This window comes from Paracoccus sanguinis, assembly GCF_900106665.1.
Lineage (GTDB): Bacteria > Pseudomonadota > Alphaproteobacteria > Rhodobacterales > Rhodobacteraceae > Paracoccus > Paracoccus panacisoli.
In genome coordinates this window covers 265,707-279,466 of the sequence record NZ_FNNA01000001.1, presented here as the reverse complement: position 1 = coordinate 279,466, position 13,760 = coordinate 265,707, and the positions used below count along the sequence as shown (strand labels likewise).

Here is a 13,760-nt window from a genome sequence, read left to right as displayed (position 1 = left end):
GGTCCTAGTCCTTTCGGGCGCGGCTGCGCAGGTGGGTGTCGAGCGCGGCGAGTTCCGCGTCGCGCCAGGCGGTGCCGGCACGGACGCCCTCGGGCGTGGCGCGCTGGGGGAAGGCGGCGGCGACCCGCTCGGCGGCGCTCGCAGTGAAGGCGTCGCCCTGGGCGCAGCTGTCGGCCAGCCCCGCCAGCATCGGGCCGTAGCGGCGGATGTAGTCGGGCACCCCGTCGGGCGCGTTGAGCGAGATCGTCTCGAGCGGGCCCATGATCGCCCAGCGGCGGCCGAGCCCGTGCTTGACGGTATCGTCCAGCCCCTCGACCGTGCAGATACCCTCGTCGACGAGCCGCATCGCCTCGGCCAGCAGCGCGGCCTGCAGGCGGTTGAGGACGAACCCCTCGATCTCGCGCGAGAGCAGGACGGGCACCTGTCCGGCGGCGGCATAGATCGCCTGCGCGCGGGCCATGACGGCGGGGTCGGTCGCGGGCGAGGGGCAGAGCTCGACCACCGGGACGACATGGGGCGGGTTGACCGGATGGGCGACGAGGCAGCGCGCCGCGCCGGGCAGCCCAGCCGAGAATGCCGACGCCGGCAGCGCCGACGAGGACGAGGCGAGGATCGTCCCGGGGGCGGCCGCGGCATCCATCGCGGCGAACAGCTCGCGCTTGACCTCGATCCGCTCGGGGCCGTTCTCCTGCACCAGCCCCGCCGCGTCGAGCGCCTCGGCCAGCGTCGGCACGGCGCGGATGCGGGCTGCGATGGCCGGGTCGCCCCCGGCGGCGTCGATCATCGCCGCGATCTCGGCCGGCAGGCGGTCGAGCGCGGCGGGATCGGCGTCCCAGACCCGGACGGTCGACCCGGCGCGGGCGAACACATACGCCCAGGCCCGGCCGATCAGCCCCGCCCCGACGATGGCGATTTGCGTGTGCGACATGGGGACCCCTTACAGCCATGGCAGCGTGCGGCGCCGGCTCGGGTTGCCGGCCAGCGCCCGTGACGGACCTTCGGGGAAGACGGGGCGGAGTTCCAGAGCCGGCGTGATGGTGGGGACGGTGACGGGGTAGTGCAGCGGGCGGCAGCTTGAGCCGTTGTGGTTGCGAGGCTTGGCGAGCGCGGGTCCGTGAGCGTCGCCGATCAGGGGCCTGACCGGCGCCCAGGACCCCGCTGCACGACGAGCGTCAGGCGCAGAAGGTCGCGGGGGCCTCGAGCATCACCCCCGTCCTCTCGCCCGATGTCTCGCCGCCGGCCGCCTGCCCAGCGGCCGACGCGGAGGCAGCGGCATCCTGCCGCCGGACCAGCGCGGCGAGATCCGGCCGGCACGAGCCGCAGTTCGTGCCCGCGCCGAGCAGCCGGCCCAGCGTCTCGACGCTGTCAGCCCGGCCCGCGGACAGTGCGCTCAGGATGGTGTTCATCCCGACGTTCAGGCAGGCGCAGACGATGGGGCCGGGGTCGGGGCATTCGCGGGCGGGCAGGCCGGCCAGCATCTCGGGCGCCGGTCGTCCCAGCAGGCCCGCCACGTGCTCGCGCGCCAGCCGGACCGGCGCAGGCGCGACGAAGAGCGCCGCGTTTACGAGTCCCCCGTCGGTCACGGCGAGGCGGTGGACGCCCCGGGCGGCGTCCTCGACCGTCAGCGTGGGCGTCGCGCCGGCGAAGAGGCCCTGCGCCCACGCCCTCCAGTCGGCGGGCACGGCCGTCCCGGCCAGCTCGGCCTGCATTCCCCCCGCCACGGGCGCCGTGGCCCAGTAGTCGCAGTCCGGGCGAAGCGCGCCGCGGCTGATGGCGAAGCCGTACCACGCGGCCGGAAAGGCGCGGAGCGAGACCGGCGCGGACTTGCTCGCCGGTTGGCCCGAGACCGGGTCCGTCAGCGGCGGCACAAGCGCGTTGACCCGGCCGGTGGGCGCCGTTTCGCCCGTCCAGTGCATCGGCGCGAACGGGTGGCCCGGGGCGACGGCCTCGCTCAACAGCACCCGCAGCACGGCGCGGCCGCCGGCACCCTCGACCTCGGCCAGGCTCGCGGGCGCGAGGCCGAGGCGGGCGGCGTCGGCGGGGTGGATCTCGAGATAGGGCTCGCCCAGGTGCCGGGCGAGGCGGGGCGCGAGGCCGGTGCGGGTCATCGTGTGCCACTGGTCACGGATGCGCCCGGTGTTCAGGCGGAACGACCGGTCGTCGGGCCCCGGCGCCGGCAGGCGGGCGGTGACGGGGATCATCCGCGCCCGGCCGTCGGGGGTGTGGAAGCGGCCGTCGGCGAAGAACCGACGCTGGGTGCTGGCCCCCTGCGGCCAGGTCAACGGGGCGAGGGTGGCATAGTCGACCCCGCTCAGGGCGCCGATGTCGAAGTCGCCCCCCAGCGCGGCGGCGACGGCGGACAGGCGGGCGTGCTCGGCAAAGATGGCGGCTGGACCCGTCCAGTCGAAGCCTGCAAAGCCCATGCGCTGCGCGACCTGCGCGAGCTGCCACCAGTCGGGCCGCGCCTGCCCCGGGGCCGGCAGGAACGCACGCTGGCGGCTGATCATGCGTTCCGAGTTGGTGACGGTCCCGTCCTTCTCGCCCCACGCCGTCGCGGGCAGCAGCACGTGGCCCAGCCGGGCGGTGTCGGTGTCGGCGCGGATGTCGCTGACGACGACGAACGCGCAGCCGGCGAGCGCGCGCCTCACCCGGTCGGCGTCGGGCATGGTCGCGGCCGGGTTGGTGTGCATGATCCACAGCGCCTTGATCCGCCCCGCTTCGACGGCGCGGAACATCTCGACGGCCTTCAGCCCCGGACCCGCCGCCATGGTGGGCGCGGTCCAGAACGCCTGCACGGCGTCGCGGTGGGCGGGGTTCTCCAACTCGAGATGGCAGGCGAGCGTGTTGGCGAGGCCCCCGACCTCGCGCCCGCCCATGGCGTTGGGCTGGCCGGTGACCGAGAACGGCCCCATGCCGGGCTGCCCGATCCGCCCGGTGGCGAGGTGGCAGTTCAGGATCGCGTTCACCTTGTCGGTGCCGCTGTCGGACTGGTTGATGCCCTGCGAATACACCGTGACGACCTTCTCGGTCCCCGCCCAGAGCGACAGGAACCGCGCCAGCGTCTCGGGCGGCAGGCCGGTGTCGGCGGGCCGGCTGCGCCGTGCGGCGTCGAGCGCGGGGGCAAGGCCGGTCACGTGGCGCAGGTAGGCCGCGTCCAGATGCCCGTGCGCGGCCAGATGGCAGAGCAGCAGGTTGAAGAGATGCGCATCCGCCCCCGCAGCCAGCGGCAGGTGCAGGTCCGCCCCCTCGCAGGTGGCGGTGCGGCGCGGGTCGATCACCACGACGCGCGTGCCGCGGGCCGCGCGGGCGGCCATGAGGCGCTGGTAGAGCACCGGGTGGCACCAGGCGAGGTTGCTGCCGACCAGCACCACGAGGTCGGCCTCTTCGAGATCCTCGTACTGCCCCGGCACCGTGTCGCTGCCGAAGGCGCGCCGGTGGCCGGCCACGGTCGAGGCCATGCAGAGCCGCGAGTTGGTGTCGATGTTGGCGCTGCCGATGAAGCCCTTCATCAGCTTGTTGGCGACGTAGTAATCCTCGGTCAGCAGCTGGCCCGAGACGTAGAAGGCGACCGAATCCGGCCCGTGCGTGGCGATGGCGCGGGCGAACCGGTCCGCGACCAGCCCGAGGGCCGCGTCCCACCTGGCGTCGGCGCCGTCGATGCGCGGCGACAAGAGCCGGTGCGCGGTCCCCAGCGTCTCACCCAGCGCCGCGCCCTTGACGCACAGCCGCCCGCGGTTCGCCGGGTGATCGGGGTCGCCCGCGATCTCGATGCCGCCCGCGGGCGTGGGGCGGGCGATTACCCCGCAGCCCACCCCGCAATAGGGGCAGGTGGTGCGCAGCGGGGTCCCCTCGGCGGGGCGGCGGGGGGCGGCGGTCATGCGGCCGTCCGCCGGGCGAGGATGGTCGCGTCGATGAGCACCCGCCCGCCCTCGATGCGCGCCGCACGGGTCGCCACGCGCAGGGCCTCGGGTCCGGTGGACAGGCCTGTGGCGAGGTCGAAGACCAGCCCGTGCAACGGACAGGTCACCTGCGTCCCGTGCACGATCCCCTCGGACAGCGGCCCGCCCTTGTGCGGGCAGCGGTCGTCGAGGGCGAAGACCTCGTCGGTCGCGGTGCGGAACACCGCGACGCAGCCCTGCGGGGTGCGGACCACCCGCGCCCCTTGCCGCGGGATGTCGTCCAGCGCGGCGATGTCGATCATGGTCATTCCGCGGCCCTCAGCGTCAGGTCGGCAACGGGCTGCCACGCGGCCGGCGCGGCGGCGTGTTCGGCCCAGGGATCGGCCTGATAGACCGACTGCGAGATCAGGAAGCGGTCGTAGAGCGCCCGGCGCGTCACGGGATCGGCGATCTGCGCCTGGCACCACGCCAGCCCGACCTTGGCCACCCATTTGTAGATCCGGTGCAGGTAGCGGGCATTCTCGCGGTAGAGCTGGGTGAAGGCCGCGATCACCTCGAGCGCCTCGTCCTCGGTCGCCACCGTGATCAGCGGCTCGGTCTCCTTCACGTCCATGCCGGCGGCGCCCGCGACGCTGATCTGGTAGCCCGACTCGACGCAGACCACGCCGATGTCCTTGCAGGTCGCCTCGGCGCAGTTGCGCGGGCAGCCCGAGACGGCGAGCTTGACCTTGGCCGGCGTCCACGACCCCCACAGCAGCTTTTCCAGCCGGATCCCGAGGCCGGTCGAATCCTGCGTGCCGAAGCGGCAGAACTCGGTCCCGACGCAGGTCTTCACGGTCCTCAGGCCCTTGGCGTAGGCGTGGCCCGAGACCATCCCGGCGGCGTTGAGGTCGGCCCAGATCGCGGGCAGGTCCTCCTTCCGCACGCCCAGCAGGTCGATCCGCTGGCCGCCCGTGACCTTGACCATCGGCACGGCGTAGCGGTCGGCGGCGTCGGCGATGGCGCGCAGCTCGTCGGGCGTCGTCACCCCGCCCCACATTCGCGGGACGACCGAATAGGTGCCGTCCTTCTGGATGTTGGCGTGGTTGCGCTCGTTGACGAAGCGGCTCTGGCGGTCGTCGCGGTACTCGGTCGGCCAGTCGGCCAGCAGGTAATAGTTCAGCGCCGGGCGGCAGGAGGCGCAGCCGCCCGCGGTGGTCCAGCCCAGCTCCTGCATCACCGCCGGGATGGACTTGAGGCCCATCGTGCGGATCAGGCGCCGCACCTCGTCGTGGGTGTGGTCGGTGCAGCGGCACATCGGCGGGTTCGCCTCGGGCCGGAAATCCGCGCCGAGCGTCAGCGCCATGACCCGCTCGACCAGTCCCGTGCAGCTGCCGCACGAGGCGCTGGCGCGGGTGGCGGTGCGCACCGCGTCCAGCGTGCCGGCGCCCGCCTCGACGGCGGCGACGATGGTTCCCTTGCAGACGCCGTTGCAGCCGCAGATTTCCGCCTCAGGCGGCAAGGCTGCAACGGCTGCCAGAGGGTCCACAGAGGCGCCCCCCTGGAACGCCGGGCCGAAGATCAGCGTGTCGCGCATCGGCTCGACGTCGGTACCCTGCCGGATCAGGTCGAAGAACCACGAGCCGTCGGCGGTGTCGCCGTACATCACCGCGCCGACCAGCCGCCCGCCCTCGAGCACGAGGCGCTTGTAGATGCCCCGGCCGGGGTCGCGGAACACGATGTCCTCGCGCCCCGGCGCCTCGGCGAAATCGCCGGCGCTGAACAGATCGACGCCGGTGACCTTGAGCTTCGTCGCCGTCTGCTGCGGCCGGAACGCGGCGTCCTGCCCCATCAGCGTCGCGGCCAGCACCTTCGCCTGATCGTAGAGCGGCGCGACGAGGCCGAAGACCTGGCCGTCATGCTCGACACATTCGCCGAGCGCGAAGATCGCCGGGTCCGAGGTCCGCATCTGGTCGTCCACGGTGATGCCGCGCCCGATCTCGAGATGCGCGTCAGTGGCCAGCCGCACCTCGGGGCGGATGCCGACCGCCATGCAGACGAGGTCGGCGGGATGGATCGTGCCGTCCTCGAGCAGCACCGCCTCGACCCGGTCGCGGCCGAGGATTGCCTTGGTGGCGCCCTTGCAGTGGACGCGGATGCCCCGCGCCTCGAGGTCGCGCTGGAGCAGGTAGCCCGCGGCGGGATCGAGCTGGCGTTCCATCAGGTGACCCATCAGGTGGATCACCGTCACCTCGGCCCCGCGCGCGGCCATCCCCGCCGCGGCCTCGAGCCCCAGCAGGCCGCCGCCGATCACCACCGCCTTCGCGCCGGGCTGGCTGGCGGCGATCATGGCGTTGGTGTCCTCGAGGTCGCGATAGGTCACGACGCCGGGCAGGTCGCGCCCGGCGACCGGGATCAGGAACGGCGCCGAGCCGGTGGCGATGACCAGTGCGTCGTAGGGGACAAAGCCTGCGCTGGTCCTGACCGTCCGCGCGGCCCGGTCGATCGCCGTCACGCTTTCGCCGAAGCGGCAGGTGACGCCGTGCGCGGCATACCAGTCCGCGTCATGGGTCACGATCTGCTCATAGGTCTTTTCGCCCGACAGCACCGGCGACAGCATCAGCCGGTTGTAGTTGCCGCGCGGCTCGGCGTTGATCAGGGTGACGTGGCCCTGGTACCCCGCCTCGAAGAGCTGCTCGAGCAGCCGGCCCGAGGCCATCCCGGCCCCGATCACCACAAGTCGCTGGGTCATGATGCTCACTCCGCCGCTTCGACGAAGCGGTGACGTTCGTAGAGGAACCGCAGCACGGCTTCGCGGGCGCGGAGGTAATCGGGGTCGGCGGCAAGCGCGATGCGGTCGCGCGGGCGGGGCAGCGGCACCTCCAGCACCTCGCCGATGGTGGCGGCGGGGCCGTTGGTCATCATCACGATGCGGTCGGCCAGCAGCACCGCCTCGTCCACGTCATGGGTGATCATGATCATGGTGTTGCCGAGGCGGGCGTGGATCGCCATCACCGCGTCCTGCAGATGCGCCCGCGTCAGCGCGTCGAGCGCGCCGAAGGGCTCATCCAGCAGCAGGATCTTCGGCTCCATCGCCAGGGCGCGGGCGATGCCGACCCGCTGGCGCATCCCGCCCGAGATCTCGCCCGGCCGCTTGTCGGCGGCGTGGGTCATCTGCACCAGGTCGAGGTTCGCCATGATCCAGTCGTGCTGCTCGGTCCGCGACTTGGCCGCGCCGAATACCTTGGTCACGGCCAGCCGCACGTTGTCATAGACGGTCAGCCAAGGCAGAAGGCTGTGGTTCTGGAACACCACGGCGCGGTCGGGGCCGGGGCCGGTGATCTCGCGCCCGTCGAGGATGATGCCGCCGCGGGTCACCTCGGTCAGCCCGGCGATCAGGTTCAGCAGCGTGGACTTGCCGCAGCCCGAGTGGCCGATGATGCTGACGAACTCGCCCCTGCCGATGGTCAGCCGGATGTCCGAGAGCACCTCGGTCACCCGCGCGCCGCGGGCGAAGCTCTTGCTCACGTGGTCGATGATGAGATGGGTCATGCCGTCCCCCGCGAGAGGCTGCGGCCGATCAGGGCCACCAGGCGGTCGAGGACGAACCCCGTCAGCCCGATGTAGACCAGCGCCACGATGATGTCGGTCAGGCGCGAGGAATTCCACGCGTCCCAGATGAAGAAGCCGATGCCCACGCCGCCGGTCAGCATCTCGGCCGCGACGATGGCCAGCCAGGACAGCCCGACGCCGATCCTGAGCCCCGAGAAGATGTAGGGGGCGGCGGCGGGGATCATGATCTTCCAGAAGAACTCGATCTGGTTGAGGCGCAGGACGGCGGCGACGTTGCGATAGTCCTGCGGGATGGCGCGCACGCCCGCGGCGGTGTTGATGATGATCGGCCAGATGGCGGTGATGAAGATGACGAAGATCGCGCTCGGCCCGCTGTCCATGAAGGCCGCGAGCGAGATCGGCAGCCAGGCCAGCGGCGGCACGGTGCGCAGCACCTGAAAGATCGGGTCGAAGCCGCGCATCATCAGGTCGGACTGGCCGATCACCGCGCCGGTGAGCACCCCCACCACGGCGGCAAGGCCGAAGCCGTATGCCACCCGCTCGAGCGAGGCGAGCACCCGCCAGCCCAGCCCCATGTCCTGCGTTCCCGCGACATAGAACGGGTCGAGCAGCAGGTCGCCGCTCTCGCGCCAGACTGCGAGCGGGGTGGGCAGGCCCGACTCGGGGCCGGAAAAGGCGAGCTGCCAGAGGCCGAGCAGGACCAGCAGCACGACCAGCGGCGGCAGCACCGCCCCGGCCAGACGGCGGGCCACGCGCGCCGCGTCGGGGCGCGGCCTGGGCACGGCCGGGAGGCGCGCGATCCGTGCCCGGCTTGCGTCCCTGGACGGCGCCGGGGTGGCGTCAGGGGTTTGAGGTTGCCCGGCGCGAGGAACGGAGGGCGGGGCCTTCAGGGCGACGACCGGCATGACCGCCCCCCTCACGCCATGGCCTTGATCGACTGCCGCGCGAGGTAGCCCTCGGGGTCGGCCGGATCGAAGCTGGCGCCGTCGAAGAAGGTCTCGACCCCGCGGCTGTCGCCGAAGTCCGGGGTCAGCCCCAGCCCCCTGGCCGCCTCGAGCCACAGGTCGGCGCGGTTGGTCTGATCGACCAGCGCGCGGGTGTCCAGGTCGCCCGGCAGGGTGCCCCAGCGCTTGTTCTCGGTGATGAACCAGCTGTCGAGCGACTTCCACGGATAGGAGGCCGCGCCTCCCTCGCCCCAGTAGGTCATGGCCAGCTCCGGCCGGGTCTCGCTGCGTCCGTTGCCGTAGGTCACCTCGCCCTTGAGGCGCGGGACGATGTCGCCGGCGGGCACGTTGCACCACTGGCGCCGGCCGATGATCGCGGCCATCTCGTCGGTGTTGGCGCGGTCGTCGCACCACATCTGCGCCTCGATCACCGCGCGAATCAGCGCCAGCGTGGCGTTCGGATGGGCGTCCACCCAGTCGGCGCGCATCCCCAGCACCTTTTCGGGGTGGCCCTTCCAGATCTCGCCGGTGGTGCAGGCGGTGAAGCCGATGCCCTGCCGGACGAGCTGCTCGTTCCACGGCTCGCCGACGCAGAACGCCTCCATGTTGCCGACCTTCATGTTGGCGACCATCTGCGGCGGCGGCACGACGATGAGGTTGACGTCCTTGGTCGGGTCGATGCCGCCCGCGGCGAGCCAGTAGCGCATCCACAGGTCATGGGTGCCGCCGGGGAAGGTCATCGCCACCGGCACCTCGCCGCCGGCCGCGCGGCGGGCCGCGAAGACCTCGCGCAGCGGGGCGCTCGACAGGCCCACGCCGGTCTCGGCATGGGCCTTGGCGACCGAGATCGCCTGGCCGTTCTCGTTGAGGTTCAGCAGCGTGTACATCGCCAGCGGCTTCTGGTTCTGCATGACCTTGCCGGTGGAGTAGAGATGCACCTTCGGCCGCAGCAGATGCCCGCCGTCGATCCCGCCCGCGGCCGACCCCAGCGCCATGTTGTCGCGCGTGGCGCCCCAGCTGGCCTGTTTCTCGACCTTGACGTCGGGCATCCCGTGCTTGGCAAAGAGGCCCTTTTCCGCCGCGATGATCAGCGGCGCGCTGTCGGTCAGGGCGATGTAGCCCAGGCTGCAGCCGGTCACCTCGGGCGCGGGCGTGGCGGCCCAGGCGCCCTGCGGCAGGACCAGCCGGGCCGCGGCCACGGTCGCGGCCAGCCCGGCGGCAGAGGTCAGGAAACGGCGGCGGGTCGGAAGGGAGGAGGTCATGAGGCGGTTCCTCTGGCGTGATCGAACGCGGACAGGCCACCGGCACCGTCCCGACGGGACGGACAGCGGTGGCGTCGTTGCCATGGTGGGGAAAAGGCCGCGCCCTTGCGGCCGTCGCTGCGGTCGGACCTCGTTGCCCGGCGCTTGAGTTCAGGGTCGCTGTGCGGTTCTCACCCGTCAAGCGCTGCGTTGCAGTATTGCGGTCGCAGCATCATTTCTCCGCAGTCTTGCCGCGCTTTGCCCGAAAACTCAGCGCGCCGTGAACGGCGGCGCGGGTGTTTCGCCGTCGACCGCGGCATCCGCGGGCAGAATCAGCTCGCCTTGCGGGCGGGCGGTCGGGGCCGAGTCGGCTGGCAGCTCAGCGCCGACGGCGCGCAGGTGCTGGCGGTAGAGGTCGGGGCGGAAACACCCCGTTGCGGCCTGCATGGCGGCCTCGACCTCAAGCCCGTGCTGCCGGGCGATGCGGCGGGCGAAACCGGCGGCGAGGCTGCGCGCGGGAAAGTTCGCCGCGCCGTCGTGAAAGCGGATGAAGCCCGGAAAGCGCCGCACCTCGCCCGCCGCGCTGACGTGCAGCCGGTCCATCAGGCCGCGCTCGACCAGCTCCGGCGGCAGGTCGAGATAGGCGGGCCGGGACAGGATCTCGGCCGCCGTGGCGCGGTTGCCCGGCATATCCAGCCAGCGGCACGCCCGCCACACCGCCCGCATCAGCCGGCCGGTTTCGTCGGGGCGGCGGGTCGAGAACTCACGCGTGACGACCAGCCCCTTTTCCGGCGGCGCCGCCCAGATCGCGCGACCGGCGAGAAGCAGCGTGCCCGCGCCACGCTCGACCGCGTGCGAGGCCCAGGGCTCGCCCACGCAGAAGGCGTCGACCTCGCCCTCGGACAGCGCCTCGGCCATGCGGGGCGGGGGCACCGTGCAGATGGTCAGCCGGACGCCGGTCTCACCCCCCTCCCACCAGCGCCAGACGAGCTCGGTGTGGGTCGAGAAGGGGAAGGGGACGCCGACCGTCATCTCGGGCCCGGCCACCGCGGCCAGCGCCGTGCGGGCGGCCGCCGGATCGTTCAGCGCGAAGCCGTGGCCGCGCGCCCGCAGCCCCTCGGCCAGCCGGGCGCTGACGGCGATGGCCTCGCCGCCCACGGACAGGACCATGAGCAGGTCGAAGGGCGGGTAGGCCGGGCCCAGTCCGAGGGTCTGGGCGATGGGCAGCGGCACCAGCATCTGCGCCGCATCCACCGCCCCGAGCCCCAGCATGTCGCGGCTCTGCGCCCAGCTCTGCAGCGCCACGAGGTCGAAGGCGAGGCCCTCTTCGGCCGCGAACCCCAGCTCGGCCGCCACGATCAGCGGCGCGGCGTCGGTCAGGGGCAGATAGCCGAGGCGCAGGCGGGTGAGGCTCATGTCAGCAGCCCCGCGGCCATCACCAGCTGCTGGGCGATCTCGGCCATGCGCCGGTTCTGGTCCATCGCCGTCTTGCGCAAGAGCGCATAGGCCGCCCCCTCGTCGATGCCGCGCGCCTTCATCAGGATCGCCTTGGCGCGGTCGATGGTCTTGCGCTCTTCCAGCGCGGCGCGGGTGGCCGCCAGCTCGGCGCGCATCTTGTGAAACAGGTGGAAGCGGGCGATGGCCGCATCGAGGATCGGCTTCACCCGCTCGGGCCGCAGCCCGTCCACGACATAGGCCGAGACCCCGGCCTCGATGGCGGCGCGGGTCATCTGTTCGTCCGAGCGGTCGACGAACATCGCCACCGGCCGCTCCATCGGGCCCGAGACGAGGGCGAGCTCCTCGAGCACGTCGCGTGACGGGTCGGCCACGTCGATCAGCACGATGTCGGGATCGTGCGCGGCGATCCGGCGGGCGAGGGCGGTCGTCTCGGACAGCACGGTGATGTCGTGGTCCCCGGTCGCGCGCAGTCCGTCCACGATGCGCAGGGCGCGCTCGCGGTCGGGCTCGACGATCAGGATGCCTAGGCGGGTCATCGGTCCCTGCGGGCTGGGGTGCGGCCCGAGGCTGCGCGGTCGGTCGCGCGGGCGGAAGCGGCGGGCGGGGCGGGGGAGGCGGTGTGCGTCGCCCGAGCGGCGCAGGCGGCTGATCCGCGGGCAGCATGGGCAGGGATTGGGCAGGCCTCGCCGCGTGGGGGGGGGGCTATGGGGGCTGCGCCCTCTAGCCGATCTCGGTCATGCGGAACTGGACCGGAAACGCGGCCATCAGCGATTGACCGATGATCGTCTCGGCGCAAGCGGCCTCGAAGACCGGGCGGGCGTGGGGGGGCAGCCGCGCCTCGACCTCGATGCGGACGACGCGGGATGGCTGGCCGGCCAGCACCACCTCGACCTCGACGCCGGCGCCAGTGACCGGCAGTCCCAGCCGCTCGCCGATGCTGTGCAGGTCATTCCAGAAGCAGCCGCCGACCGAGGCGGCCAGCAGCTGCGCGCCGTTCGCGCCCAGCCCCTCGCCGCCCGCGACGCCCGCGGGGCGGTCCGCGATCACCACGCGCCGCCGGTGCGCGCCACCCCGGCGGCGGTGCCGGGCAGGGCGCTGTAGCTGATGGTGACGTGCCGGGTCATGCGCCTGCCTCCCGAACCCTGCCGAGGTGCGGGGCGTGCCCGCCCCGGCCTTGGCGCCGCCGTCGCATGGGCCAAAGTCTGCGCCCGGCCGCCGTGCTTGGCAAGCCGGGCGCGGTGAGCCCGGGCGGCGGACGCCCGGGCCGAGGGTCAGGCGGTCGTGGGTCAGGCGGCCGCGCGCAGCGCGACGGCGGCGATCGAGGCCTCGAGGATGTCCAGCGCCTCGTCCAGCTGATCCATCGGGATGGTCAGGGGCGGCAGCAGTCGGATGACGTTGTAGCGTGTCCCGCAGGCGAGCAGGATCAAGCCCCGCGCTTCGGCCTCGGCCACGATGGCCGAGGTGATCGCCGCGTCGGGGGCGTTCGTGCGGCGGTCGGTCACGAACTCGATCGCGTTCATCGCGCCCAGACCGCGGACCTCGCCGATGCAGGCGAAGCCCGGACGCGCGGCGAGCGCGGTCAACCGGTCGCGGATCACCCGGCCGATCTGATCGGCGCGCGCGCAGAGGTCGTCTTCGGCGATGACGTCGAGCACCGCCTCGGCCGCCGCGACCGCCAGCGGATGGCCGGCGTAGGTGCCGCCCAGGCCGCCGGGCGCCGGGGCGTCGACGATCTCGGCCCGGCCGGTGACGGCCGACAACGGAAAGCCGCCCGCCAGCCCCTTGGCCATGGTCACGAGGTCGGGGGCGACGCCCGCGTGCTCGAACCCGAACATCCGCCCGGTGCGCGCCATGCCCGCCTGCACCTCGTCCCCGATCAGCACGATCCCGTGCCGGTCGCAGAGCGTGCGCAGCGCGCGCAAGAACCCCGCCGGCGCGATGGTGAACCCGCCCTCGCCCTGCACCGGCTCGATGATGATCGCGGCGATGCGCTCGGGGTCGACGGAGGCCGCGAGCAGACGCTCGAGCTCGGTCAGGGCGACCGCCTCGGGCATGTCGTGGAAGGCGTTCGGGAAGGGGGCGTGATGAACCTCGGGGGGCATGGCGCCGAAGCCCTTCTTGTAGGGCGCGACCTTGCCGGTCAGCGCCATCCCGAGCAGCGTGCGGCCGTGGAAGCCGCCGCTGAAGGCGATGACGCCGGACCGGCCGGTGAAGGCGCGGGCCATCTTGACGGCGTTCTCGACCGCCTCGGCCCCGGTGGTGACGAGCATGGTCTTCTTGGCGAAGTCGCCGGGGGTCAGGGCATTCAGCCGCTCGGCGAGGCGGACGTAGCCCTCGTAGGGCGCGACGTGGAAGCAGGTGTGGGTGAAGGCTTCGGCCTGCGCGGCCACGGCGGCCATCACGCGGGGGTGGCGGTGGCCGGTGTTGGTGACGGCGATGCCGGCCGCGAAGTCGAGGAAGCGGCGGCCGTCTGCGTCCCAGATTTCGGCATTCTCGGCGCGGGCGGCAAAGATGCCGCGGGTGGCGACGCCCCGGGCGACGGCGCGGGACTTGCGGGCGGACAGATCGGCGGCGCGGGACATGGGCAGACCTCATGGTTCGGGTTGACCCTGCGCTACCCCGCGCTCAAGATTGCACGCAAGATGGATCGGTGATCCTGTGCGCCC

11 protein-coding genes are annotated in these 13,760 nt (G+C 72.8%); all 11 read right to left on the bottom strand.

Translation table 11 applies throughout. From position 1 onward, the window contains the following. Nucleotides 1-4: 4 nt before the first annotated feature. The gene (locus BLW17_RS01375) at nucleotides 5-928 is read right to left on the bottom strand and encodes a 3-hydroxyacyl-CoA dehydrogenase (protein WP_036730978.1); all 924 of its coding nucleotides are present in this window, start codon (nucleotides 926-928) and stop codon (nucleotides 5-7) included. Nucleotides 929-1,172: 244 nt separating this feature from the next. Then, complete coding sequence (locus BLW17_RS01370; RefSeq protein WP_081969038.1) at nucleotides 1,173-3,878, bottom strand: nitrate reductase; 2,706 nt, start codon at nucleotides 3,876-3,878, stop codon at nucleotides 1,173-1,175. After that, the gene (gene nirD, locus BLW17_RS01365) at nucleotides 3,875-4,207 is read right to left on the bottom strand and encodes a nitrite reductase small subunit NirD (RefSeq protein WP_036730976.1); all 333 of its coding nucleotides are present in this window, start codon (nucleotides 4,205-4,207) and stop codon (nucleotides 3,875-3,877) included. The genes BLW17_RS01370 and nirD overlap by 4 nt, the downstream gene beginning before the upstream one ends. After that, a complete protein-coding gene (gene nirB / locus BLW17_RS01360; protein ID WP_036730974.1) occupies nucleotides 4,204-6,630 on the bottom strand; it encodes a nitrite reductase large subunit NirB in 2,427 nt (808 codons plus the stop codon). The genes nirD and nirB overlap by 4 nt, the downstream gene beginning before the upstream one ends. Before the next feature lie 5 nt (nucleotides 6,631-6,635). After that, complete coding sequence (locus tag BLW17_RS01355) at nucleotides 6,636-7,430, bottom strand: ABC transporter ATP-binding protein (RefSeq protein ID WP_036730972.1); 795 nt, start codon at nucleotides 7,428-7,430, stop codon at nucleotides 6,636-6,638. Further along, complete coding sequence (ntrB, locus tag BLW17_RS01350) at nucleotides 7,427-8,203, bottom strand: nitrate ABC transporter permease (RefSeq protein ID WP_211656919.1); 777 nt, start codon at nucleotides 8,201-8,203, stop codon at nucleotides 7,427-7,429. The genes BLW17_RS01355 and ntrB overlap by 4 nt, the downstream gene beginning before the upstream one ends. Nucleotides 8,204-8,367: 164 nt before the next feature. Next, nucleotides 8,368-9,657, bottom strand: a complete 1,290-nt coding sequence (locus tag BLW17_RS01345; protein WP_036730968.1) for a CmpA/NrtA family ABC transporter substrate-binding protein — start codon at nucleotides 9,655-9,657, stop codon at nucleotides 8,368-8,370. Between the two features lie 249 nt (nucleotides 9,658-9,906). Next, nucleotides 9,907-11,052 carry a CmpA/NrtA family ABC transporter substrate-binding protein gene (locus BLW17_RS01340; protein ID WP_036730967.1) on the bottom strand — a complete coding sequence of 382 codons (1,146 nt, stop codon included), beginning with the start codon at nucleotides 11,050-11,052 and terminating at the stop codon, nucleotides 9,907-9,909. Continuing rightward, nucleotides 11,049-11,630, bottom strand: coding sequence for an ANTAR domain-containing response regulator (locus BLW17_RS01335; protein WP_036730965.1), 582 nt, complete (start codon nucleotides 11,628-11,630; stop codon nucleotides 11,049-11,051). The genes BLW17_RS01340 and BLW17_RS01335 overlap by 4 nt, the downstream gene beginning before the upstream one ends. A 184-nt stretch (nucleotides 11,631-11,814) precedes the next feature. Continuing rightward, complete coding sequence (locus BLW17_RS01330) at nucleotides 11,815-12,141, bottom strand: OsmC family protein (RefSeq protein WP_231572708.1); 327 nt, start codon at nucleotides 12,139-12,141, stop codon at nucleotides 11,815-11,817. A 239-nt stretch (nucleotides 12,142-12,380) separates the two neighbouring features. Then, the gene (gene gabT, locus BLW17_RS01325; protein ID WP_036730963.1) at nucleotides 12,381-13,676 is read right to left on the bottom strand and encodes a 4-aminobutyrate--2-oxoglutarate transaminase; all 1,296 of its coding nucleotides are present in this window, start codon (nucleotides 13,674-13,676) and stop codon (nucleotides 12,381-12,383) included. Nucleotides 13,677-13,760: the final 84 nt, after the last annotated feature.